This window comes from Nostoc sp., from assembly GCF_036917355.1.
Lineage (GTDB): Bacteria > Cyanobacteriota > Cyanobacteriia > Cyanobacteriales > Nostocaceae > Nostoc.
This window is the reverse complement of the sequence record NZ_JBALDP010000099.1, coordinates 58,142-81,727: the sequence shown is the minus strand read 5'-3', so window position 1 is coordinate 81,727 and position 23,586 is coordinate 58,142. Positions and strand designations below refer to the sequence as shown.

Sequence of the window (23,586 nt, the reverse complement as noted above, 5' to 3'; positions counted from 1 at the left end):
AAATGCATTCTACCTGTTATGCCTTCTTACCTGCTACTGGTTCAGCTATATTTTCTATATCGACCAGATTCCACTTTAAACCTTTGCTCCTATATATACGCTTCTGCAAATTTGGATAATCACCGATATCATGGTCTAGCCTTTGACCAACCACTATACATTTGAATATAGAATTGCCCGTGTTTTTCAGGTTGTGCGGCTTACCACCAGCGCGATATCCAATAAAATCTCCCGCTTTAACTGGATAAACGCTTTCTCCAATTGTTGCCTCAGCTTCTCCCTCAAGAACGTATACGCACTCTTCTTCGTGATAGTGCATATGAAGCTCCGTTGATTCACGTCCAGTCTCTACTTCAATGATGTGGAAACCGATATTGTTTAAACCTGTCAAATCCCCTAAAGACTTATTCAGTCTGCGAGCATTGGAGTTGAGAAAATGTGTTTTTTCTAGTCCTTCATAAGACTCAATCTCTTCTTTGGTGACTAAATACTTTTCCATTTCTTGATACCAAGGTGCTAAGAAAATTTGATGGTGAACAAACGAGGGGCCTAAAGATCAATTAAGACGGAAGTTAAAACAGGTTCAAGGGTTCCATCTCAGCAGAAGCGATGCCTACGGCGGTAAACTACGCTTCTATTTGTGGATGGGAACTACGCTTCTATTTGTGGATGGGATCATATCATCACCTCGTTATTAAATGCAACTTCATAGAGAATTGGTATCAGTTAATGTCTGACTGGATACCGAGAGTAGTACATCAGCCTAGATCGTAGCTAGCTAGAGTACGTTACTAAATTAACTCGCGTGTTCCCAGTCACTAAGTAACTCATGTTGTTGTACTATTTTATGGCATTTATGAAATGGTACTTTAGGAGTACCAATACTCCTACCAGGAAAAGACTGTTTCTTGGTCTTGGTAGGTCTATTTTCTAGGGTTGTTGAACTGAACTGTTGGGTTTTCATTGGTAAATAAATCTCTGATTAAAATCTGAGCACCAATTTATAACATCAAGTTGCAAACGGCAAATTTCTGAAGAAAAATAAAAAATACATATTTAACGCGGTGTGCAACTTTCTCTCAAATCTAACCTCCAGCCCCTTCCCTACAAGGGAAGAGGAGCAAGACTTAAAGCCTCTCCCTGCTTCGGGGAGAGGTTTGGAGAGGGGTTTCAAGAATAAGTCGCACATCGCACTATTTAATTTATAAAGTAAAAAAGAGAAATTTAAGAGTTTATTTACTCTAAAGGTGAAGTGTGCGCAATGAGACTAACGATCGCTGCGGCTAAATCCACTGGATCGACGGGTTTAGGTAGATGCTTTTGAAAACCTGCTGCCATTGCTTGGTTGTAGTTAATTTCTCCTGCATAAGCAGTCAAAGCGATCGCAGGTATTTGCCCGCCTTGCTCTGGCGGTAATTTTCTCACTTCGCGTAGCAACATATAGCCATCCATCAAGGGCATTCCAATATCGCTTAAGAGGATATCTGGCTGGGATTGCACTAATGTTTGCAGCGCTTCATCTGCTGATTCAACTGCCGTTACCGTCGCGCCATATTGTTCCAGCGCAAAGCTAAAAAATTCTCGCACATCGGCTTGATCGTCCACAAGCAGGATTTGCACTCCAGCCAGTAATGTCTCCTCAGTACTGAGTTCTGCTTGAGAAGCCTCACTACTGCTAACTCGCAACTCAGAATTTTTAAGCAAAGGTAGTTTGACTGTGAAAGTAGCTCCTTGTCCTTCTCCCAGACTCTCTGCCTGAACTGTGCCACCATGAAGTTCTACTAAATGACGTACAATTGCCAGTCCCAATCCCAATCCACCAAAAACTCTGGTTGTCTTAGCATCTGCTTGCCGGAAGTAATCAAAGACGTAGGGCAAAAATTCTGGGTTAATTCCTTTACCTGTATCAATTACCTGGATTTGAGCATCTAAACCAACTTGCTGTAGACGTACTTCTACAAGCCCATCTGTAGGTGTGAATTTAACGGCATTGGAGAGGAGATTCCACATCACTTGTTGCAAGCGATCGCCATCGCCAAGAACTTTGCCGATATCATTACTTAATACCGTTTGAATTTGAATCGATTTGGCTTCTGCTGCCAAACGTACTGTTTCTAGTGCAGCTGCGATCGCTATTTTCAAATCCACTGCATGGAGATTTAACCTAACCTTACCTTGCAAAATCCGCGAAACATCAAGTAAATCTCCAATCAATTGGGTTTGTAACTTGGCATTCCGCTCGATGGTTTCCAAAGCCCGGATTTTAGTAGCTTCGTCGAACTTGCGGGTTCTGAGTAACTTTGCCCACCCTAAAATCGGATTCAAGGGAGTTCGGAGTTCATGGGAAAGGACAGCGAGAAATTCATCTTTAATCCGGTTGGCTGTCTCGGCTTCTGCCCTGGCAGTCTTTTCAGCTTCGTAAAGTTGAGCGCGAGCGATCGCTTGCGCACACTGCTGTCCCAGTGTCAACATAAATCCTCGGTCTTCTTCGTTAAATATTTGAAGAGGAGTAAAGCTTAATCCCAAAGCCCCAATTACTTTACCCTCTACTATCAAGGGAATGGAAGCCCAGGCATTATTCGCTATAACAGTCACAACATCTGCTAAGTCGGGATATCTAGCAATCATGGCTGCTAAATTTTCTAAAAAAATCGGCTGCCCAGTTCTGACTGTTTCTGCTATTTGGTTAGGTGCTGTTAGCGGAAAACTTGTCGAAGTATTTATGAGCGTTTGCGGATAGCCAATTGCTTGCACAACTTTTAGGGTAGTATTTCCTTCAGTAAGTAAGACAACGGAACCACCAGTAGCTTCCAAGGCGGCAATACCTTGGTTCACTACTACATCAGCCACCTGTTGGGGAGTTAAGGCTTCCGAGAAGGCAGCAGTTATTTTTTGTAAAAGTACTGTGCGATTGACAGACCGTTCAGTTTCCTGGTAAAGTCTGGCATTATCAATGGCTGTCGCCGCCCGCCGAGCAATATCTTCTGCCAAAGCCAAGTCTGTTTGTTGATAGTACCGACCAGATTCGGCGGTAAAAAAAGAGATTGCTCCAAATAATTGCCCGCGGGAACGAACTGGAATCACCATCAGAGAACGAATACCCAAACTTTGCAGCAATTGCAGATGTTCGTTGTCTTCAGACATCTGTAGAAGATGTGAGTCAGATAATTCGGGATAAAAGACAGATATTCCTAAGCGTAGCTGCCGTACAAGCTGTTTGGCTTTAGTTTTGGGTCGATAACGCCGTCGGATTTCGTCTAAAATATTCAGTTTTGTGGGATCGGCAATTGCGATCGCAATTTGTTTACTTGACCAATCTTCCTCAAAGACATCTACAATGCACAAATCGGCTAAAGTTTGGACTGCTAGATTTGCCACACTTTCCAAGGTGATTTCATAATCTAATGAAGCAGCTAGTAAGGTGCTGGCTTCGACTAAAAAGTTTTGTGTGGCTTCAATTCGTTTGCGATGGCTAATATCTTCAATAATGCCTAATGCATACATTGGTTGTCCCTTCGCATCCCAAACTGCTGATGAAGTTAGATTTACCCAAACTATGGAACCATCTTTGCGGATGTAGCGCTTCTCTAAGGAATAACCACTAATTTCTTTTGCTAAAACTCGCCGAGCGTTTTCCCAATCAACTTCTAAGTCGTCAGGGTGGGTAATTTCCTGAAAGTTCATTTGAATTAACTCTTCATGGCTATACCCAGTAATTTCGCATAGGGCAGGATTAATTTGCAGAAATCGTCCATCCAACCCTACTAGGGTAATACCAACAGCTGCTTGATTGAACATTGCCCGAAATCTTTCTTCGCTTTCTCGTAAAGCAACTTCTGTTTGCTTGGCTGCTGTCACATCTGCCAAAATAATGCCAATTCCTACCGTTTCACCCATTGTGTTATGAACTGGGTAATAGTTGCCGAGCCAGTAACCGTAACGTCCTAGTTGTCCTCTTGTCTCACCACTGATTTCCATATTCAGCAGGGGTTCTCCAGTATCTAACACGCGCTGTAACTGTGGCTCTAACTCAGCCGCCATCGCTGGCAAAACTTCCCTAAATTTGCGTCCTAGATGTTCTTCTATAGTTAAACCGTTAATGTCAGCGAAAACTTGATTAATGCGGATATATTGTAGTTCCCGATCCAAAAAGCATACGGCAACAGGAGCCGCTTCTAGCAGCGCATCTAGAAGAGATAGAGATTCGGCATAATGGATTAAAGCTTGGTGGATGTCTCGATAAAGTTGGGCATTTTCCACTGCTAAGGCCGCACGATGGGTAATATCTGTTGCTAAAGTTAGATCGGTGCGATCGTAGCGACGGTTTGATTCTGCGGTGACAAAGCTGATAGTGCCGAGTACTCGCCCTTTTGCGATTAACGGCACAATCATTACAGACTTCATGCCCAATTGCCGAACAAGTTCTAAGTGTTCCTGATTCTGAGTACTTGCCACTAATAGCGAATCAGATACCTCTGAGATCAATTCGCTTTGCCCGGTTTGCAGTACTCTAGTAATTACACTTGCACCCTTGTAATCTGTCACATACTCTTGAAGTTTACGCGCCAACTCTGCTTTCGATGGGTCTGCATGGGCAATGGGTAAGCGACGAATGGAACCATCTTCATTTAAAATATCGACGCTACACCAATCAGCTAGTTGGGGAACTGAGATTTTAGCGATCTGTTCTAAGGTTTGTTCATAATCTAGCGAAGTAGAGAGTAAACTACTAATTTGGGCAATATAGCGGAGTCTTTCCTCAGCCTGCTTGCGCTCAGTAATATTCACACCTGCACAGGTAATACCTAAAATGCTATTGTCTGCATCCCTTAGTGGTTCAACTAGCAAATCATAAAAACAGTCTTCTCCAGAAGTTGTCAGATAAACTTCTTCACGGATTGCAACACCAGTCTCTATTACCTTTAGCTTAATTGCCTGCAACTGCTCTGCTACTGAGGCTGGAAATAATTCATCATCAGACTTACCTAACATTTCCTCAGCAGTGTCTAAACCTTGAGGATTATGAATCCACTGATATCGCAAATCACGATCTTGCTGAAAAACCACGATATCTGAACTACTTAACGCTAATCGAAATCTTTCTTCACTAACTCTTAGCTGTTGCAGATTTATATCAGCTCGTCTTTTCGCAGTCTTTAATGCCTCACATAAGATACTAAAGAGCAATCCTTGTAATGCAAACAACCCTATTCGTACAGAATTAGATAAGTCAAAACTCAGCTCATAAGCTGGGGGGAGAAAGAAGTAATTGCTCAGTAATGCAGATAAAGAAGTTGCTAACAACCCTGACTTCAAACCACCATACCAAGCACTCAACATTACAGCGCTAAAAAACAGTAGGAAAGGAGTTCCACTCATGTTTAACCAGGGGTCTAGCATCAACATTAGCACTAGTGCAAGTGCGACAATTAATACAACGATGCCATAACGCAGTAACTGAGAATAATGAATATGGGGCATGAAAAGTTTTTGGAACAACCAATACTCATTACAGAGGCTGTATATACCCTAAGCTAGTTTGTAAATTTTAGTAACTTATCTCCAGATAGATTTTTCCTGAGTTATAAAAACCTCTTTTGCTAGAGGTTTATTGATTAGCTATCTGATATGTAAAGGAAAAATTTAGCTCAATCCATCAAGATAAATGGCACTGTTTTGCTAATCTAAAATACTAAATACAAACACAAAACTAATTCATAACAAAAATTATAAGTGGAGCAGCATGAATAATTCAAGGTTTGTATGTAGTAAAGACTTTAGTACTCAAATTAGGGATGAAGCCTTAACTACAAACTCATCTCAATATTTTTTACATTACTTAATGTACTTTGATTTATTCTCACCGACTTACTTAGCGCTCTTCCATCACTCTCAGAAAACAATAATCGAAGCAGAAAACTGAAACTATGACTTAATAAAGGTTTGAGGCTTTATTTTCTAATATAAATTCAAAAATGTAGCCAAAACTCGGAAAGCTGAGTCTCGTAAGCCTTGCAGCGATTGCTTCCTGCAAGACTGATGGAAGAGGGTTAGAAAAATATCTGGTTCGGGATAGAGATAAACATAACATATTGGCTGTCGGTCATTAACTGTTATACTACTATTTATTTGGTGGCCATCAATATTGAAATTTGAATGCATAAGTAAAAATTTAATATTGTCAGGATATTTACTTAAGCATTACAGATAATCACAACGCGATCGCCTACTTATAATTTGACTTTGCTAAGAGCTTTTTCTGATTTTTTAATTAGCGCATTTGTTGCCGGATTCACCAGAAGATAAATACATAATTTGACTTGCTAGAAGTACTTCTGCTGTCTCATATTTTAGAGGTTTAGAGAACACATAACCTTGACCAAATTCGCACCCAAGTTCCTGTAACCATTGAAGTTGTTGTGGTGTTTCAATACCTTCGGCAATAACGGCTAATCCGAGTTGATTGCTCAAAGCAATAATAGTACTAACGACCTGATAATTACGATTCCCTTCCTGCATCTGACTTACAAAGGAGCGATCGATCTTCAAATTATCAGCAGGTAAACGATGAAGATAATTGAGTGATGAATAACCACTACCAAAGTCATCAATGCTGATTTGAATTTTTCTGTGCTTTAATTGGGTTAATAAATCAATTGTCTGACTGATATTGTCAATTAACATACTCTCGGTAATTTCTAGGGCTATGGAATCGCCTTCTAAACCAGTTTGGGCTAGTGCTCGATCGATGCCATCAATTAAGTTAGCTTGGCGAATATCTTGAGCAGAGAGATTAATACTCATCTTGAGTGGAAGGTGACTAGCAAACTTGGTTTTCCAGTTTGCCAGTTGTTGACAGGCTTTGTAGAACATCCAGCGATCGATTTGCACAATTAGCCCCGTTTCTTCGGCAACAGGAACAAATTCCTCCGGCAAAATAAACCCACGAGTTGGGTGTTGCCAACGCACTAATGCCTCAAATCCAATCAGCCGAGCTGCTTGCAGCTGCAATTCGCGACTAATGTGTTGGCTTGAACCGTCGTAGGCATCGCCAAGTATGTCAACAATCGGCTGATAGTATATAACAAACTCTTCTCGTTCGAGAGCTTTACGGATATCGGTTTCTAGAGTTAGCCGATTTACGGCTTGAGTATGCATTTCTATATCAAAAATTTTGTAGGAACTTCTATCTTGAGCTTTGGCTCTATACATGGCAATATCGGCATCTCGGAGTAAATCGGAGGCGCGAGCATAGTTCTTTGTTCCTAAGACAATACCGATGCTTGTACTGATAACCACTTCCGAATCATTCAGGATCAATGGTGTTTGAAAATCTTTTAAAATCCGCTCAGTAATTTGAATAGCTTTTTCAATACCAGAAATACCTTCTAGCAGAATTACGAATTCGTCACCACCGATTCGAGCAACTAAATCAATTTCTCGCAGATGAGTTTTTAGCTTCTGAGCAATGCTTTTAAGTAGTTGATCTCCAGCTAAATGTCCTAAGCTATCATTGATAACTTTGAATCGATCTAGATCGAGAAATAAGACGGCGTAACGATAGGTTTCTATTCGTTTGGCTCGGTTAATTGATAATTCTAACCGTTCTATCAAAAGCGTCCGATTCGGTAAATCTGTCAACGGATCGTGTAAGGCATTGTGAATAATCTGTTCTTCTGCATGTTTGCGATCGCTCACATCTAATAAAACCCCATGCCAAACAATATCCTCGTTTTCTCGACACTCTGAACGCGCACTTGCCTGTACCCACTTCAGTTTGCCAGAGGGTGTAACTAATCGCCATTCATAAAAGAATGGTTTTAAAGTTTGAGCGCTTTGTTTGGCAGCCGTATAACATCCAGCACGGTCATCAATATAGATTTGTGCAAAGCACAGAGAGGCATCTGATAAAACTTGATCTGGTGTTAATTCTAGAAGATCCAGGCAGCCGAAACTGATGTATTCAAAGACAATAGAACCATCAAAATGATGTACAAAGCTATAAATTATTCCCGGTATATTAGATGCTAATGTTTGTAACAGATTTTGGGCTTGTTGGCGCTCTGCCCGCACTTGAGCATCCCGAAGTTCTCGACGCACCGCCACCGGCAATCGGCTTAAGTTGTCTTTCATTACATAATCATGAGCGCCTGCTTTCATCATTTCCACAGCAGATACTTCGCCGATTGTGCCAGAAACGAGAATGAAAGGAATATCTTTCTGACTCTGCTTTGCTATTTCCAGAGCCATAGGAGCATTGAATCCAGGCAATCGGTAATCTGAAATTATCACATCCCAGGTATGGCTATTGAGGGCTGTATGTAGGTCTTCTACCGTTTCGACACGTTGCGAGATTGGCTCGAAACCACCGCGACGCAGTTCACGGATAACTAACATGGCATCGATTTCTGAATCTTCAACCATTAGGACGTTCAAGGGTTCATTCATACCTCATACCTCATAATCTCCTTGGCAAAATTTGAGTTAATCCTCCACATTCTCATCCCAAACAACACCGATTAGCTGCTAATAAATATGGCTAACAGATGCACCAACGATTTGCAAGCTGGTGAGTAAACGGGCGTTCAAGTGGCTGGCTAATCTCGCCCTTGTCTGCGCTCAAAAGAGAAATTAGAAATAGTTTCTTTCAAGATACTTGCTTAGTTAACTCGACACTGCTCCTAGTACAGATTGGCTATGGTATACACACAAATCTAAAAAAGCTCGATTTCCCATTATTCTCTCGTTTATCTCGTTCCTATGCAGAGTATGAGAATGGCTTATTAGGGACTGATGCCTTAATTTGCAGCAATGGCATCCTGAATATGAGACGGGTGAAGACACCCATCCCACAAGAAAATTTGGGATGTTTTTTATTTGGAAGTGCCTAAAGAGGTTTTTCAGGAACTTTACCCCTTGTCAGCTAATCTTTGTGCCAGTCCCCTATACTCAATATTGCGATCTAAGATTATTGGGTATTCTATAATTTACGATCGCCACTATACGGATGATTGAAGTTGAACATCTGAGTAAAATATACGGTTCCACCCCAGCGATTACTGATGTCACCTTTAGCGTCGAGCCTGGGGAGATTTTAGGGTTGTTGGGCCCCAATGGCGCTGGAAAAACCACAACCATGCGGATTCTGGCTGGTTATTTACCGGCAACCAATGGAAATGCCCGGATTGCTGGTTATGATGTCCATGAAAATTCCCTAGCTGTGCGCCAACGCATTGGTTATTTACCCGAAACACCGCCGTTATATCCAGACATGACGGTGGAGGGATTTTTGCATTTTGTCGCCCGCATTAAGGGAGTTCCAGCAGGCGATCGCCCCAATAAGGTGACAGCCGCCATCGAACGCTGCAACTTAGAAGATAAGCAAAGAGTAATTATTCGCAAACTCTCTAAAGGATACCGCCAACGTGTCGGAATTGCTCAAGCGATCGTCCACGATCCCCCAGCGATCATTTTGGATGAACCCACCGTTGGACTCGATCCCCGACAAATAATTGAGGTGCGGAATTTAATTAAAAGCCTAGCTGGTACTCACACAATTATTCTTTCCACGCACATTCTGCCAGAAGTAAGCATGACTTGTAGCCGCGTCGCTATCATCAATCGCGGTAAAGTTGTGGCAACTAATACACCAGAAAACTTAATGACTCAGTTGACAGGTGGTTCTGGCTATGAATTGGAAATAGAAGGCGAAGCTGCCCTAGCGAAACAGGTATTGCAAAAAGTGGCGGGTGTAAGTCTGATAGAATCAATTCCTACAGCCGGAGGTCATCAACCCCAGGAAAATCGCGCTTATCTGCGGGTGATATCGCAACCAGGAAAAGAACCAGGACGCGATATTGCCACAACATTAGTGCGTGCAGGATTTGGTTTACATGAACTGCGGCGGGTTAACGCCACCTTAGAAGACGTATTCTTGCAACTGACCACAGAAGAAAAGAATTTCGATCCTGAGGTAGACTTAGCAGCAGATAAAGAAGGAGAAGCAGCGTAAATGGGTGTAGTGCTGAGTAATATTATTGCCATTTATCGCCGAGAGTTACAGAGTTATTTTGTATCGCCCTTAGCTTATGCGATCGCAGGCATATTTTGGTTGATCGCCGGGTTATTCTTCGTGATGATTTTGCTAGGGCCAGACGGCATTTTGGTAGGAGTGGCGGCAATAGATGTACAAGGGCAACAGCTGGGAGTACCAGTACCACCGATAGATGTTCCCTACGAATTTGTCCGAGCATTTTTGGATCGTATGGGATGGCTATTGTTATTTATCCTGCCAATACTTTCAATGGGACTCTATGCCGAAGAACGGAAGCGGGGCACTTTAGAACTGTTAGCCACCTCACCAATCACCAATTGGGCGGTAGCTGTAGGTAAATTATTGGGCGTCGTAACATTTTTTATCACAATGGTTATACCCATGCTAGTGTTGGAAGCGATCGCCATCAGCGGCTCAAATCCACCAATGACACCCTCAATTCCCTTGCTGGGTCATCTTGGATTAATCTTACTAGCAGCAGCAATTTTATCTGTAGGAATGTTTATTTCTTCTTTAACAGACAGCACAATTTTGTCTGCCGTTTTTACCTTTGCAGTAATCTTATTATTGTTATTGATTGATTTAATCGCCAAAATTGTCCCTGGTCCTGTAGGCGAAGCTTTAGGTTATCTATCGTTGCTGAAACATTACAACACATTAATCCAAGGCATTTTTGATACTAGCGCTTTAATTTTATTTGCCAGTTACATTTTTTTAGGCATCTTTCTCACAGCTCAATCAATTGATGCACTGCGCTTTCAAAGGCAATAGTCATTTGTCCTTTGTCCTTGGTCATTTGTCATTAGTCATCTGGGACATTGCCAATTGAGTTTAGGTACGAGTTTAATTTGGGTGCTAGTTCGTTAATGATTGTTTTGATTGCATTTATCTGTTCGGTCGTTAAAAGGTTACGAGTGTAAGCCCGTCTTAACCAATGTTGAGTTTCATTCAAAGAGCCTCTCGCTATTTTTATAAAACGTCTATTGTCTTGAAAACTACCTCTTCCTACACCTTCTGCTATATTGGCTCCAATACTATCTGCCGAACGAACAATCTGTTTGCCAATAGTATTTTTTGCAAAAAAATTCCATCCCTCAACAATTTTCCAAATGTCATCTGCCAACTGTTCTGATAATTGATAAACCTGTAATTCTTGGAAACGCTTTGTTGCCATTTATTCATTTATCTACTTATTTTTAGTCACTCAATTTTCGTCGATATATTTTAAATTGTCACTATTTATTTGTAGACAAATGACAAATGACAAATGACAAATGACAAATGACAAATGACAAATGACAAATGACAAATTATGAAAATAGTTGCAAAAAAGAAACTGTGGAAATATCTGTTTTGGTTGGGTCCGTTCCTAATTGCTGTCGGCTTAACAGTTGGATTAGTCTCTGAACAATGGGGATTAATTCCATTAGCATTTCTAATTACGGGAATTGTCATTAGCGGGTTGGGCATAATATTGCAAAGCTACCAAACTAACTGGTGGAACCGTCGTTCTACCCAAGCTGGGACTAATGCCCTAGTGGCAACTTTGGCAGTACTAGCAATTTTGGGATTGATTAACTTTTTGGGAACTCGCTATCACTTACGGGCAGACTTAACAGAGGCTCAATTATTTACCCTTGCACCCCAGTCACGCGAATTAGTAAGAGTTTTACCACAGCCAGTTAAAGTGTGGGTATTTGATATTAACCAAAATCCCCAAGACCGAGAACTGCTAGAAAATTATCAACGCCAAAGCTCAAAATTCAAATATGAGTATATCGACCCCCAAGCTAGACCTGGACTTGCAGAAAAGTTTGGCGTCAAAGATTATGGAGAAGTTTATTTAGAATCTGGGGATAAACGGCAACTAGTACAGACGATAAATGAAAATGAGCGATTATCAGAAATTAGATTAACTGGTCGTCTGCAACAACTAACAAATTCAACCACAGCCAAAGTTTACTTACTACAAGGTCATGGCGAGCGCCAACTTTCGCCTGGTAAAGATGCAATATCACAAGCAGTTCAGGGATTGGGCAATAAAAACTTTACAACATCACCTCTGAATTTAGGAGAAACTTCCAAAGTTCCTCAAGATGCGGCTGTAGTGATAGTAGCTGGCCCCAAACGAGGGCTGTTTGAGGGTGAAGTCAAAGCTTTGCAAGAATATCTTAATCGCGGCGGTAACTTATTGCTGATGATCGATCCCAATACCGATCCCAAACTTAACAGCTTGCTACAAGAGTGGGGTGTTCGTCTGGATAATCGTTTAGCAGTCGATGTCTCTGGCGAAAGCGTCGTGGGACTTGGCCCTGCTGCGCCCTTAGTCACAGAATACGGTCAACATCCAATTACCAAAGATTTCGGTAACGGTAATTCCTTTTATCCGATTGCCCGACCACTGGAAATTACCTCTGTGCCTGGTGTTCAGGCTACTCCACTGCTACGAACCAAACCCTACCCCAGCAGTTGGGCAGAAAGCGACCTCCAAAGCGAAAAATTGGAGTTTAATGCAGATAAAGACCTGAAAGGGCCTTTAACCTTGGGTGTTGCCTTAACAAGAAAACAAACACCCAAATCTACTTTCACTCCCAAGGCTTCACCCACACCTTCACCTCTACCATCGCCAACCACTCAAAGCAAGACTAGCCCGACTCTTTCACCCTCACCCAAGACTCCGCAAGCGTTAACCCTACCATCACCAACCACTCAAGGGAAGGCTTTGCCCACTTCCTCATCTCAACCATCTTCCCCTACTCTCTCATCTCAAACAGCTACCGAGTCCCGTCTAGTAGTTTTAGGAAATTCCGATTTCGCCACCGATGGTTTGTTTCAACAGCAATTAAATGGAGATGTATTCCTCAACTCAGTTACTTGGCTGAGTCAACAGGATCAGCAACCCCTTTCCATTCGCCCTAAAGAACCGAAAAATCGACGGATAACCCTGACAACAGCACAAGGTAATCTTTTAATATTGTTATCTCTGTTGCTTTTACCCTTAATTGGATTTGCGATCGCAGTTATTATTTGGTGGAAACGACGTTAGAGTTATGAATTCTCCCTCAGATCCCATGACAAATGACAAATGACTAAAAAATGAAATTGCCACGAACAACTTTAATTTTGATACTGCTAGCGCTGGGTTTAGGTGGTTTTGTTTACTTCTATGAAATTCGGGGTGCAACTCAGCGAGAAGAAATCAAAGAGCAAAAGCAGAAAATTTTCTCTTTTGCAGAAGATGATGTCCAGTCTTTAACAGTCAAAACAAAAAAAATCACCTTGAGTCTGGAACGTAATCCTGAATCTTCTAGTAACCCCAAGTGGTTAATCAAATCTCCGATATCGGGCCCAGCAAATGACGCTATTGTTTCTTATTTAATGGATTTGTTAGTCAAAGGTAATAGCGATCGCACTGTCTCAACTCCACCAAAAGAACTTAAAGAATTCGCCCTAGATCAACCCCAAGCAACCATCAATATCACCCTGAAAAACCGACAAAGCCATCAGTTGATTTTGGGTAAATCTAACTTTAACGGTCGTTTATTGTATGCTCAAGCTGACCCTGCTACGAAACCTGATGGTAATATAAATGTGCTGTTAGTATCTACAGATTTTGCCAATGCTGTAAATCGGGAACTATCAGAGTGGAAACAACCTGTAGATAATAGTCAGAAGCTACCTGGACTCAGCACCCCTTTACCAACTCCGACAAATAGTAAATAGGCAATTACGGTTTCTGTGGTATGTTTCGGTAACGCACAATGGGTTAGCACATCTGTGCTACTCTACTTCAAATCTCACTAGTTTTTCTAAGTTACCATGACAAATCCGACAGCAACATTGCTGATTTCCTGCCCCGATCGAAGGGGATTAGTGGCGAAATTTGCCAATTTCATCTATTCTAACGGTGGTAATATTATCCATGCAGATCAGCACACAGATTTTGCTGCTGGGTTATTCCTCACGCGCATTGAATGGCAGTTAGATGGGTTCAATTTACCGCGAGAATTTATTGCCCCTGCATTTAATGCGATCGCACAACCTTTAGGTGCTAAGTGGGAATTACGTTTTTCTGATACAGTACCACGCATTGCTATTTGGGTAAGCCGCCAAGACCATTGTCTATTTGACTTGATTTGGCGACAATGTGCTAAAGAATTTATTGCTGAAATTCCTTTAATTATTAGTAATCATTCTAATTTAAAGATAGTAGCAGAACAATTTAATATTGACTTCCAGCATATTCCCATAAATAAAGATAATAAATCAGAACAAGAAGCCCAACAACTAGAATTACTACGTAAGTACAAAATAGATTTAGTTGTATTGGCGAAATATATGCAGATTGTTAGTGCAGATTTTATTAATCAATTTCCACAAATTATTAATATACATCATTCATTTTTACCAGCCTTTATCGGAGCAAACCCTTATCACCGAGCTTTTGAACGTGGGGTAAAAATTATTGGTGCAACTGCTCATTATGCCACTGCTGATTTAGATGCAGGCCCAATTATTGAACAAGATGTGGTGCGAGTTAGCCACCGTGATGAAGTTGATGATTTGGTGAGAAAAGGCAAAGATTTGGAGAGAGTTGTATTAGCAAGAGCGGTGCGATCGCACTTGCAAAATCGTGTATTAGTATATGGTAATAGAACAGTAGTATTTGAGTGATTTTATACCAAAAAGAATGCAAGAGAGCGATGCCTACGGTGGTCACTGAGCTTTGTCGTTCGCGCAGCGTCTCGTAGAGAAGTGCGGGCTACGCCTACGCAGGAAGTTGTATGATGTTTTCTAGCCAATCGTTTGTCAATTATCTATCTCCCAATCTTCAATCAGCAAGTTATTAATCCGCTTAAATTCTCTGGTGTTATGAGTAATAAGGGTTAAATTATTTGTCAGTGCTATGGCAGCAATTTGTAAATCATAAGCTCCAATTGGAGTGCCTAATGCTTCTAGCTGAGAGCGAATCATTCCAAATGTCATTGCTGCGAAATCGTCAAACGGTAGTGATATAAATTGAGCTAAAAATTCTTGCTGTAAGGTAAGATTACGTTCTGGTTTGGCACTTTTCATTGCCCCATAAAATAGTTCAGCCTTGACGATTGAGCAAATGGCAATATCTTTGGTAGGAGTGGTTTCTAGTTTCTGCTTTAGGGTGAAATTTTTACCACGCATATAGATAATGCAAGTGTTAGTATCTAGCAGAAATTTCACAGGATGGGTTCGCGTTCTTGTTATTTTCCTTGGGGATGGCGAAAGAATGTTTCATCTTGGATACATCCATAGAATTTAGTCAGAGGATATTCTGGAGTTTCGATTTGGGTTTCTGGTTCTAGGGACTCAATGAGGGTTTTTAGCAATGTCAAGCCTCGGCTAAGGTCGAGTTCTTCGGTGAGTTCGGCCAAGGGGGATTGACGGAAGAATTCTGAAAGTTTGGTGGGTTGGTTTGGGTGGGTGTTGTGTGTGGTCAGGCTTTGGGCAAGGAATTGGATAATATACAGTTTATCGTTGGGGGAAAGCTGAAGGAGTTGTTGTTCGAGTTCTGGGATAGGCATGATGGGGTTTAAGTGGAGGATAATTTTATTTTACTTTCACTCTTGAGGGGTTAATCTAGTTTGATTCGTTTTTTTATCGGTTAATAGTTATTGCATTATTGGTGCAACTGCTCATTATGCCACTGCTAATTTAAATGCAGTCCCAATTATTGAACAGGATGTGGTGCGAGTTAGCCACCGTGACGAAGTTGATGATTTGGTGAGAAAAGGCAAGGATTTGGAGAGAGTTGTATTAGCAAGAGCGGTGCGATGCCTACGCACTTGCAAAATCGTGTTTTAGTATATGGTAATAGGATAGTAGTATTTGAGTGATTATTATATGCGAAGGAATGCAACAGAGCGATGCCTACGCGGGAAGTTGTGAGATGATGTTTTCTAGCCAGTCGTTTGTCAATTATCTATCTCCCAATTTTCAAGTTTCATCTTAGATACATCCATAGAATTTACTCAGGGGATATTCTGGAGTTTCGGTTTGGGTTTGGAACAATTGGGATTAATCACCTTAAAGCTATGAATCATTTAATTAACGAACTTTTTGTAAATATAAAATCAGACGACGAACGTGTACGTAGTAATGCAATTACTGATATATCATTCATCCTAGAAATTAATTCTTGGCAGTTACCACTAGATGAAAGACTGAGTAGATATGATAGTTTAATCAAACAGGAGTTAATAACTATAAATTTAACTGACAGCGAAGAAGCAGAAATTGTAGAATTCCTAAAAAGAGAGATTATTGATTCAAATAGAGCAAAGAGTAGTTTATTATTTACTATTGGTAAATCTTCATCAAAAACCGGACTTTTAGCAGTACTAGATATTATTCAAAATTACTCTTCTGAATTTAATCCAAATGAATCCTATCAAGCTTTAGTTTCTTTAGAGAGGATATTGTTCTGGAATAATTACGGATTATATAATGAAGAAAAAAGAAACCTTATTTCTGAAATAAATCCTACACCTTTTATAGAAAGTAAATTGGCATGGGCATTGAAGAATTCTCAGTCACCCCATTCAACCGGATTGCAGTATACTGCCGAAGGTTTACTAGATGGTTTAAGTCATCATCTCTAATGTTAAACTAGTCGTAGTAAAAATTAAACAACTGAATAATCTCAAAAGACATATTACAGCCATCCTCCACGCAGTTATATCTGGCTAAAATGCTGTAAGAAGCGATCGCGCTTTGTTATAATCGCCAATTTCATAATGTCATTTACAGATAAACGTCCTCTGGGTTGGTTGTTGCAGCAGTTTCAACTCCAGCCAGGTAAACCCGCCCTTTCCTCTGGATTGCGTAGCCTTTTTGTACTGGGTGTCCCGATTGGAATTGGCATCATTACAGGTCATGCTGCTGAAAGTGCGATCGCCACTATGGCAGCTTGGTTTGTTGGGATGGTAAATGTTGACGGAGCCTACCGTCAGCGAGCGATCGCTATGATCGCAGCTACGATTGGGGTAACTGTAATGTTCCTAATCGCAAGTTTGGTTAGCAGTCATCTCTGGTTAGCTGTCCCGACCACGTTCTTGGTAATATTTATAGCAGGTTTAGCAAATCTCTATGGCAACGTGGCTGCATCTGTCAGCTTGGTTACTTCGATTATGTTTGTAATTGCGCTGGCTAGATTCGCTTCATTTTCTAATTTGTCTACTCTTATTCAACACTGTGGGCTATGTCTAGCTGGCGGAACATGGACAACTGTCTTGTCATTGGGATTGTGGGCAGTGCGTCCTGATGTACCTGCAATACAGACAGTCGCTAACTGTTATCTCTCATTAAGCAATTTTGTGGACTTGGCAAGCCAGAGAGCATTAAATCCAAAGGATCGTCAGGAATGGGAACAGCGATTTTTGCAAGCTCAGGATACAGTCATTCAGAACTTGATATCTGCCCGTAGCGTCTGGACAACTATCTGGACTAGGCAAAGAGGAGCTACCCTGCGGGGAAATCAATTACTCGTATTAATTGAGGATATAAATCAAATTGTCAATTCTGTTGTAGCACTGAGCGAACTATTAGCGATCGCATCTGAACATCAACTATTTTCTCGGTTACAGCCAGAAATTCAGCAAGTGCTAGAACAGTCGGCAATTGCTTTGCAAATGTTATCACAAGCGATCGCCAAAGGAAAAAACTCACCTCACTTAGGGGATTTGGATCGGAGTCTTGAAGCACTAGAACACCAAAGGCAAGTTCTGCGTTCTCAAATCCTCAATCAAACCATCAATGCTCAGACAGATGAATATTCCGATCTCCTCAACCTTGGCAAAATTACAGCCAGTCTGACAAAGCTAGTAGAGCAAATTCATACTGATGCAGAGATTGTTACAGATTTAAGCCAAGGAAAACTGCGTAACAGTATTGCCCAGCGAGATATTTCTCCGCCAGCCCAACCAGAGCGTTCTACGATTATTGATACGCTGCGAAATAATTTCACTTTTGATTCAGTCCTCTTTCGTCATGCGTTGCGCCTCGCACTGATCACAACTTTTGCTGAATTAATTGCCTCACTATTGCAACTACCTAGAGGTTACTGGATAACGCTCACAGCTTTAGTTGCACTTAAACCTAACTTTGGTGGAACGTCACAGACAACAGTCCAAAGAGTTGTTGGCACTATTTTGGGTGGAATTATTGGCATTGCTCTGATTTTACTAGTTAAGAATCAATTGGCGATCGCAGTTTGTTTCCTGCTGCTGGTATTTGTGGCGATGTCGGTGCGATCGTTAAGCTATAGCATATTTATCATCCTGCTGACTCCCGCCATCATCTTGCTACTCAACATGATTAGTGCAGGTGGCTGGGAGGTTGGAGTATTGCGGATCTTCGATAGCTTTGCTGGAGGTGTCTTAGCACTGCTTGGTAGCTATTTGCTTTTCCCTCGTTGGGAACGACAGCAACTTCCTGCACAACTGGAAAAGACAATTCGAGCTAATCTTGCTTACTTTCAACAGGTAATAGCTAACTATCTCCATCCAGAAAATAATGCGTTTGCTGATTCTATCAACATGCTACGCCACCAAGCAGCACTAGAGAACGCCAACGCCAACGCCGCAGCTCAACGATTGTTCAGCGAACCTCGTCACATTCAGGGAGAAATCGAACCTGTAATGACGCTGATGATATACATTCGTGGCTTTTTCAGTTCGGTAACAACTTTGGCAGAACATCTGCGGGAATTTAGCGGTGAGTACCAATTTCCTGAAGTAAAGCGACTTGCTGATACCATTGTTCAAGTTTTGGAAAACTTAGCAGATGCCCTTGGGCAGGGACAGCCACCTCAACCATTACCAGCGCTGGATAGCTATCTCGAAGCAATTCACGCCCAAATCCAACAGCTACATACTGCTCGTTTATCAGAGATTGCTAGCAATTCCAACACTTTAACCCCCACATTACAAGCCGTTCGAGAACAAACTCCACTCTCCACAGAACTGGATCGAATTGTTAATGAAATTAAAGTTTTGCATTGTGTAATTGCTCGTCTGCAAGAATAATTGGCGTTGCAAAATAGTGGGATAAATTGGGTTATATTGACAGAGCTATTGCAAAATTGTGACAAAAGCAGGACTAATTTATTTAGAATTGTGTCGCACAAAGTCTCACTCTTGATTTGTCAGAATTTCCCTAAAATCTTTAAATCACCGCTAAAAAAATGGCGTTGGTGCTAGCCTTGTCGTCAGACATCGCGCTTGCAAAATCGTGTATTAGTATATGGTAATAGAACAGTAGTATTTGAATAAAAGATGCTCAAGCGACTGGAAGTCGCAGCTATACAAAAAAGTAATATTAAGAGTTATCACTCAGTTTGCAAAAGCAAAGTTAAATAGTTAACAGCCTAGCAGTAAGAAGATATTATGACCACTGAGAATTTCGTCATCCGCCCAATGAACAGATCGGAAATGGATTTGGCGATTACTTGGGCAGCAACTGAAGGTTGGAATCCAGGAAAGTATGATGCTCAATCTTTTTATCAAACTGACGAGAGCGGTTTTTTCTTGGGTGAGTTGAATGGTGAGCCGGTGGGGTGCATTTCTGCTGTTGCTTACGATCCACACTTTGCCGTTATAGGTTTTTACGTTGTGAAACCCCAGTTTCGTGGGCAAGGGTTGGGTATAAAAATTTGGAAGACAGCAATGGACTATCTGGGTGCCGATCGTAACATCGGCTTGGATGGTGCAGTAGCTCAACAAGATAACTACAAAAAGTCTGGTTTCAAAATCGCTTATAACCATATTCGTTATGAAGGGGTAGGTGGCGGTGTTGTGCCTGCTGGAATCGTGGATCTGAAAACAGTGCCTTTTGAAGATTTGGTGGCTTACGATCGCCAATTTTTTCCTTCTAAGCGATCGCTGTTTCTGCAACATTGGATTGAACAGCCAGAAAGTACTGCTTTCGGGTTTCTCAAAAATGGATCTCTTGCTGGTTACGGAGTTATTCGACCTGCCCATACAGGTTTTAGAGTTGGGCCACTGTTTGCTAATGATGAACAGATTGCTGAAGCATTGTTTCAAGCCTTGCTTGCACAAAATCCTCATGCTCCAGTGTTTTTTGATGTGCCGGATGCAAATCTACAAGCGATTGACCTAGTTCAACATTACCAATTGCAGCCAGTCTCTCAAACTGCTCGGATGTACACTAAAGAAATTCCTAGTTTACCTATTAATCGCATCTTTGCTGTGACAAGTGTAGAACTAGGTTAGATACCAATACGCTTGGGTTAAGGAAATTTATCTGTTAAGGCAGGCAGGGGAAGCAGGGGGAGAGAAAAAAGCTTAACTGAACAGTATTGGGTTAGAAACGGACAAACAACGTCTTTACCTAATCTACAATCTCACTGTCAGCGCGTGAGTTTTACTGTTAGTCTGCGTGCGTCAAACTTGATGGCTTTTAAAAGTTCAATTCTTCACAAGGGCTGCGATCGCAGCCCACCAATCTGGCAGGATCGGCTGGTTTAGCGATATGGAGTTGAAACCCGGCTGTAAAAACTTGTTTTTGTGTCGTTTCTGCGGCGTAAGCAGTTAGGGCGATCGCAGGAATTTGCCCACCTAAATGGCAGCCTACAAAGTACTTTACTTAAGTGGATCGTGTCCCCAATTTTTCAAAGAATAGCACCAGCGTGTGTGTTCCAAATCACCCGATGGCTTCTGTGCCATGTGACGATGGACGTAACTAATAACTTTCTTCATGTGCGAAAGATCGTCATTGGTATAATCATCCTTTCTCTGCAATAGCTGGATAATACGCCGTCCAGATTTATGACCGATTGACTCATCGTCGCCATCCTTTTGCCCGACAGTTTGTGACTCATCCGTATTTAGCCAAGATTCTAGTTCTTTAGGTGTCATATTGACAGCTTGATGAAACTCGTCAATCACCGCTTTAACATCTTTACTCATGACTAAGCATTACTCCTCTACTTTCTTCAGAGCATCAGGCTTGTGAGCAGCTTGTTTTCCTGTCTTATCGCTTTCAACTAAATATTCGGGGTTATCTTCACTTGCAGCAATATGGTGTTCTTTTATATCTGTAGGTGAAGTGAGCTTCTTTACTACTTTGCCAGTTGTCTTACCTTGTGAAGTGTTCCATTCAACCCGATCGCCTTTTTTAAATTCTTCAGCCACATTCATCTCCTATCCTATTTGATGTTTTATACCTACTAAGGTCACATTATGTCTGCGACTGGAAAAGTAGCCATCATTCTAGTGATAGAGAAAAAACAGCAAACAAGATTAGTCGGCGTTGCATATTTGCGGGATGATTTTGCTAGTTTTGTGGGATGGGAATCTAGCCATAGGTGTCAAGAAAAATAGAAACTTGTCAAGTAGGTCAAACTCAATGGTTAAACTCAACACAAGGGTGTTAATCATAGCCATGAGTAAGCCACGCAAAAAACAAGGAAATCCAGACTTTCGACATCGGGTAACTTGCCCAGCCCCAACAAATCAGGAGATAGAATCACGGTTGATTGAACTGTTAAGTCCGGGGACATTTGCCAATCTCAAAGATGTAAAAGACAAACAGAGAAATTTGCGTAGGCGTAGCCCGCCGTAGGCATCGCGGATACTAACCCTACCCGTGATGGCAGCAATAGTGTTGAGTTTGGTATATCGACAAATAAATTATTTAACAGATGTGCTTCGCTGCCTGGAAGTTGAAGGATTGTTGTGGGTAGAGGCAATGTCTGTAAGCCGGCAAGCATTATCTCAACGGCTTGAGAGCTTGCCAGCACAATTGTTTAGTAAGCTGTTTGAGCAAGTAGTAGAGCGCCTAGCAGCCAAAAAAAATCCAATTGAAATTGCACTTTCTTGGGCATCAATAGCAGAGAAGTTTAGTGAAGTATGGATTGCGGATGCATCGACTTTGGAAGCAGTCAAAAAACACTTGGGGCAACTTCAAGAAAAAACAGGTGCAGTTTTAGGGGGAAAGATGCTGATGGTAGTAGAAGCATTTAGCCATCGCCCAGTTGCTGCATTTTTCGACGCTGATGCCAAACGCAACGAAACCAAATGGTGGGGTGAAATAACACAACGCCTGCCAGTGGGTGGTTTACTGATTACAGATATGGGCTTTTATGGGTTTGAGTGGTTTGATACCCTGACTGAGCAAGGAAAATATGTTTTAACTAGACAAAAAGCCAAGGTGCGCTATCAAGTAGTACGCTGCCTTTCGAGTAGTTCTCATTACAAAGATGAAATTATTCAAATGGGACTCAACCATACTGATCCTTGTCGTTATCCGATGCGCCAAGTGTCAGTACTCTGGGGTAAAATTTGGTATCATTATTTGACTAATGTCCTTGACCCGCAACAGCTTTCACCACAGCAAGTCTGTGATTTGTATCGCCGACGTTGGAAAATTGAGGATGCATTTTTACTCACAAAAAGATTGTTGGGTTTATCTTATTTATGGGTTGGCGGCACTAATGGTGTGCAAATGCAAATCTATGCTACCTGGATTTTTTATGCAGTACTCAATGATTTGTCTGCCGACGTAGCTGTGGCTTTGCAACAGCCTATTGAATGTATTTCTGTCGAAATGGTTTTTCGCAGTTTGTATTTTTTTCACCGCGCACTTTTACAAAACCCACAACTACAACTTATTCCTTGGGTGGTTGAGCATCAACGCTCTATGGGACTAGTTAAGGCAGTGCGTCAGCGACACCGACGCAACGCCGCAACCTCACTTGACATTTGGGCATCTGCCTTAACTTGACACCTATGGTGAGACGCCCACCCTACAAGAATCATCCCTTGATTCAGCAACGTCGGTTAGTCTTCAGCAATCAAAATTAGATTCATGGGAACAACCTGAAGTATCGGAAATTTAATCGTCATGAATTTGAATAGTTTCACCGTTGGCACGAGTAATACTAAGGGCATTGAACTCATTGTTATCATAGTTGCCAACTACGGTGACTTGTTCTCCTACAGAGAGGTTAATGGGTTGCCCCAACTGAGGTTCTGCCTCAACAATGATTTGTCCCTTACCATCGTTGAGAATGAACTCGTCATCTAAAAGCTTAGTAACTTGACCGGAGATAGTAGTAACACGAGCATTTGGCAAATTCTCAATTTGGTTTGGTGCTTTCTGCGCTTCCACCTCAAAAGAAATTAGCAAGGCAAACAAGCTAGTTAAAACGATGCTGGGTATAGGATTGAAATTCATTTGTTAAGACCTCCAATCTGATGTGTAACTCACGCTTATTTTCAGATTGCCGGATAAAAGTAACAAGAAAGTAACAGCATGGTCTTAAGCCAAGAAATTCCTTCACTAACAATAGACTTCTTGGCATTTGTCGGGAAAAGGGAAAGGTGGGGTCCCAATACTGCACGCTTTGTGCGTTTTCAACTCGGCATTGGGTTTGGGGAAAAGGTTAAAGGTTAAAGGTTTTTTCTTTCCCCTTCCCCTTTCAATACTTTGCGGATAAGCCTAACAATCTCTCTTTTGGTCTGGGAAAAGGTTAAAGG

The 23,586-nt window shown here is 41.5% G+C and carries 19 protein-coding genes and 3 pseudogenes; 11 read left to right on the top strand and 11 right to left on the bottom strand.

Features of this window, described 5'->3' with window-relative positions:
* Positions 1–16 precede the first annotated feature (16 nt).
* The 4 genes from V7K53_RS29570 to V7K53_RS29555 all read right to left on the bottom strand — a co-directional run bounded on the left by V7K53_RS29570 (position 17) and on the right by V7K53_RS29555 (position 8,448).
* Positions 17–499, bottom strand: coding sequence for a cupin domain-containing protein (locus tag V7K53_RS29570; protein ID WP_335201041.1), 483 nt, complete (start codon positions 497–499; stop codon positions 17–19).
* Positions 500–796: 297 nt separating this feature from the next.
* The gene (locus V7K53_RS29565; RefSeq protein ID WP_334715838.1) at positions 797–964 is read right to left on the bottom strand and encodes a hypothetical protein; all 168 of its coding nucleotides are present in this window, start codon (positions 962–964) and stop codon (positions 797–799) included.
* Between the two features lie 272 nt (positions 965–1,236).
* Positions 1,237–5,481, bottom strand: a complete 4,245-nt coding sequence (locus V7K53_RS29560) for a PAS domain S-box protein (protein WP_335201039.1) — start codon at positions 5,479–5,481, stop codon at positions 1,237–1,239.
* Between the two features lie 786 nt (positions 5,482–6,267).
* Complete coding sequence (locus tag V7K53_RS29555; protein ID WP_335201037.1) at positions 6,268–8,448, bottom strand: EAL domain-containing protein; 2,181 nt, start codon at positions 8,446–8,448, stop codon at positions 6,268–6,270.
* 559 nt (positions 8,449–9,007) lie between these two features.
* On the opposite strand from V7K53_RS29555, the gene V7K53_RS29550 reads away from it, so the two are divergent.
* On the top strand, positions 9,008–10,012 hold the full coding sequence (locus V7K53_RS29550) for an ABC transporter ATP-binding protein (RefSeq protein WP_335201035.1): 1,005 nt from the start codon (positions 9,008–9,010) through the stop codon (positions 10,010–10,012).
* Positions 10,013–10,825 carry an ABC transporter permease gene (locus V7K53_RS29545; RefSeq protein WP_335201033.1) on the top strand — a complete coding sequence of 271 codons (813 nt, stop codon included), beginning with the start codon at positions 10,013–10,015 and terminating at the stop codon, positions 10,823–10,825. It abuts the gene before it with no gap.
* Between the two features lie 31 nt (positions 10,826–10,856).
* On the opposite strand, the gene V7K53_RS29540 is transcribed toward V7K53_RS29545, so the two are convergent.
* Complete coding sequence (locus tag V7K53_RS29540) at positions 10,857–11,228, bottom strand: four helix bundle protein (RefSeq protein ID WP_335201031.1); 372 nt, start codon at positions 11,226–11,228, stop codon at positions 10,857–10,859.
* A 138-nt stretch (positions 11,229–11,366) separates the two neighbouring features.
* Here V7K53_RS29540 and V7K53_RS29535 point away from each other — a divergent pair, with 138 nt between their 5' ends.
* The 3 genes from V7K53_RS29535 to purU all read left to right on the top strand — a co-directional run bounded on the left by V7K53_RS29535 (position 11,367) and on the right by purU (position 14,728).
* A complete protein-coding gene (locus V7K53_RS29535) occupies positions 11,367–13,100 on the top strand; it encodes a GldG family protein (RefSeq protein ID WP_335201028.1) in 1,734 nt (577 codons plus the stop codon).
* A gap of 50 nt (positions 13,101–13,150) precedes the next feature.
* The gene (locus V7K53_RS29530; RefSeq protein WP_335201027.1) at positions 13,151–13,777 is read left to right on the top strand and encodes a DUF4340 domain-containing protein; all 627 of its coding nucleotides are present in this window, start codon (positions 13,151–13,153) and stop codon (positions 13,775–13,777) included.
* Positions 13,778–13,873: 96 nt separating this feature from the next.
* Positions 13,874–14,728, top strand: coding sequence for a formyltetrahydrofolate deformylase (gene purU / locus V7K53_RS29525; protein WP_335201025.1), 855 nt, complete (start codon positions 13,874–13,876; stop codon positions 14,726–14,728).
* A 135-nt stretch (positions 14,729–14,863) separates the two neighbouring features.
* Here the strand turns inward: purU and vapC are convergent, their stop codons facing one another.
* Together vapC and V7K53_RS29515 are read right to left on the bottom strand one after the other, a co-directional pair.
* Entirely contained in the window at positions 14,864–15,271 is a 408-nt protein-coding gene (gene vapC, locus V7K53_RS29520; protein ID WP_335201023.1) for a type II toxin-antitoxin system tRNA(fMet)-specific endonuclease VapC, read from the bottom strand.
* A gap of 20 nt (positions 15,272–15,291) precedes the next feature.
* A complete protein-coding gene (locus tag V7K53_RS29515) occupies positions 15,292–15,612 on the bottom strand; it encodes a hypothetical protein (protein WP_335201021.1) in 321 nt (106 codons plus the stop codon).
* 94 nt (positions 15,613–15,706) lie between these two features.
* Here V7K53_RS29515 and V7K53_RS29510 point away from each other — a divergent pair.
* From V7K53_RS29510 to V7K53_RS29495, 4 genes and pseudogenes are all read left to right on the top strand, one after another.
* Positions 15,707–15,924 (top strand): annotated as a pseudogene (locus V7K53_RS29510) (formyltetrahydrofolate deformylase); the annotation flags it as partial.
* A gap of 198 nt (positions 15,925–16,122) precedes the next feature.
* Entirely contained in the window at positions 16,123–16,689 is a 567-nt protein-coding gene (locus V7K53_RS29505; protein ID WP_335201019.1) for a hypothetical protein, read from the top strand.
* Positions 16,690–16,824: 135 nt separating this feature from the next.
* Positions 16,825–19,113 carry an FUSC family protein gene (locus V7K53_RS29500; protein WP_335201017.1) on the top strand — a complete coding sequence of 763 codons (2,289 nt, stop codon included), beginning with the start codon at positions 16,825–16,827 and terminating at the stop codon, positions 19,111–19,113.
* A 360-nt stretch (positions 19,114–19,473) separates the two neighbouring features.
* Positions 19,474–20,319, top strand: a complete 846-nt coding sequence (locus tag V7K53_RS29495) for a GNAT family N-acetyltransferase (protein WP_335201015.1) — start codon at positions 19,474–19,476, stop codon at positions 20,317–20,319.
* A 195-nt stretch (positions 20,320–20,514) separates the two neighbouring features.
* Here the strand turns inward: V7K53_RS29495 and V7K53_RS34155 are convergent.
* From V7K53_RS34155 to V7K53_RS29485, 3 genes and pseudogenes are all read right to left on the bottom strand, one after another.
* A pseudogene (locus V7K53_RS34155) lies at positions 20,515–20,665 on the bottom strand (response regulator); the annotation flags it as partial.
* Positions 20,666–20,688: 23 nt separating this feature from the next.
* Positions 20,689–21,015, bottom strand: a complete 327-nt coding sequence (locus V7K53_RS29490) for a DUF3140 domain-containing protein (RefSeq protein ID WP_335201013.1) — start codon at positions 21,013–21,015, stop codon at positions 20,689–20,691.
* Positions 21,016–21,024: 9 nt separating this feature from the next.
* The gene (locus tag V7K53_RS29485) at positions 21,025–21,240 is read right to left on the bottom strand and encodes a DUF2945 domain-containing protein (RefSeq protein ID WP_322674149.1); all 216 of its coding nucleotides are present in this window, start codon (positions 21,238–21,240) and stop codon (positions 21,025–21,027) included.
* A gap of 48 nt (positions 21,241–21,288) precedes the next feature.
* Between V7K53_RS29485 and V7K53_RS29480 the strand changes: the two genes are divergently transcribed.
* Together V7K53_RS29480 and V7K53_RS29475 are read left to right on the top strand one after the other, a co-directional pair.
* Positions 21,289–21,429 (top strand): hypothetical protein, encoded by a 141-nt coding sequence (locus tag V7K53_RS29480; protein WP_335201011.1) that lies wholly within the window; start codon positions 21,289–21,291, stop codon positions 21,427–21,429.
* Between the two features lie 55 nt (positions 21,430–21,484).
* Positions 21,485–22,831, top strand: a pseudogene (locus V7K53_RS29475) (IS4 family transposase).
* A 111-nt stretch (positions 22,832–22,942) separates the two neighbouring features.
* On the opposite strand, the gene V7K53_RS29470 reads toward V7K53_RS29475, so the two are convergent.
* Complete coding sequence (locus V7K53_RS29470) at positions 22,943–23,284, bottom strand: DNA-binding protein (RefSeq protein ID WP_322683310.1); 342 nt, start codon at positions 23,282–23,284, stop codon at positions 22,943–22,945.
* Positions 23,285–23,586 lie beyond the last annotated feature (302 nt).

Excerpts from the sequence above, each read along its gene's own strand:
- V7K53_RS29570 (WP_335201041.1), bottom strand. The coding sequence starts at position 499 with ATGGAAAAGTATTTAGTCACCAAAGAAGAGATTGAGTCTTATGAAGGA.
- V7K53_RS29565 (WP_334715838.1), bottom strand. The coding sequence starts at position 964 with ATGAAAACCCAACAGTTCAGTTCAACAACCCTAGAAAATAGACCTACC.
- V7K53_RS29560 (WP_335201039.1), bottom strand. The coding sequence starts at position 5,481 with ATGCCCCATATTCATTATTCTCAGTTACTGCGTTATGGCATCGTTGTA.
- V7K53_RS29555 (WP_335201037.1), bottom strand. The coding sequence starts at position 8,448 with ATGAATGAACCCTTGAACGTCCTAATGGTTGAAGATTCAGAAATCGAT.
- V7K53_RS29550 (WP_335201035.1), top strand. The coding sequence starts at position 9,008 with ATGATTGAAGTTGAACATCTGAGTAAAATATACGGTTCCACCCCAGCG.
- V7K53_RS29545 (WP_335201033.1), top strand. The coding sequence starts at position 10,013 with ATGGGTGTAGTGCTGAGTAATATTATTGCCATTTATCGCCGAGAGTTA.
- V7K53_RS29540 (WP_335201031.1), bottom strand. The coding sequence starts at position 11,228 with ATGGCAACAAAGCGTTTCCAAGAATTACAGGTTTATCAATTATCAGAA.
- V7K53_RS29535 (WP_335201028.1), top strand. The coding sequence starts at position 11,367 with ATGAAAATAGTTGCAAAAAAGAAACTGTGGAAATATCTGTTTTGGTTG.
- V7K53_RS29530 (WP_335201027.1), top strand. The coding sequence starts at position 13,151 with ATGAAATTGCCACGAACAACTTTAATTTTGATACTGCTAGCGCTGGGT.
- purU (WP_335201025.1), top strand. The coding sequence starts at position 13,874 with ATGACAAATCCGACAGCAACATTGCTGATTTCCTGCCCCGATCGAAGG.
- V7K53_RS29515 (WP_335201021.1), bottom strand. The coding sequence starts at position 15,612 with ATGCCTATCCCAGAACTCGAACAACAACTCCTTCAGCTTTCCCCCAAC.
- V7K53_RS29505 (WP_335201019.1), top strand. The coding sequence starts at position 16,123 with ATGAATCATTTAATTAACGAACTTTTTGTAAATATAAAATCAGACGAC.
- V7K53_RS29500 (WP_335201017.1), top strand. The coding sequence starts at position 16,825 with ATGTCATTTACAGATAAACGTCCTCTGGGTTGGTTGTTGCAGCAGTTT.
- V7K53_RS29495 (WP_335201015.1), top strand. The coding sequence starts at position 19,474 with ATGACCACTGAGAATTTCGTCATCCGCCCAATGAACAGATCGGAAATG.
- V7K53_RS29490 (WP_335201013.1), bottom strand. The coding sequence starts at position 21,015 with ATGAGTAAAGATGTTAAAGCGGTGATTGACGAGTTTCATCAAGCTGTC.
- V7K53_RS29480 (WP_335201011.1), top strand. The coding sequence starts at position 21,289 with ATGTCTGCGACTGGAAAAGTAGCCATCATTCTAGTGATAGAGAAAAAA.
- V7K53_RS29470 (WP_322683310.1), bottom strand. The coding sequence starts at position 23,284 with ATGAATTTCAATCCTATACCCAGCATCGTTTTAACTAGCTTGTTTGCC.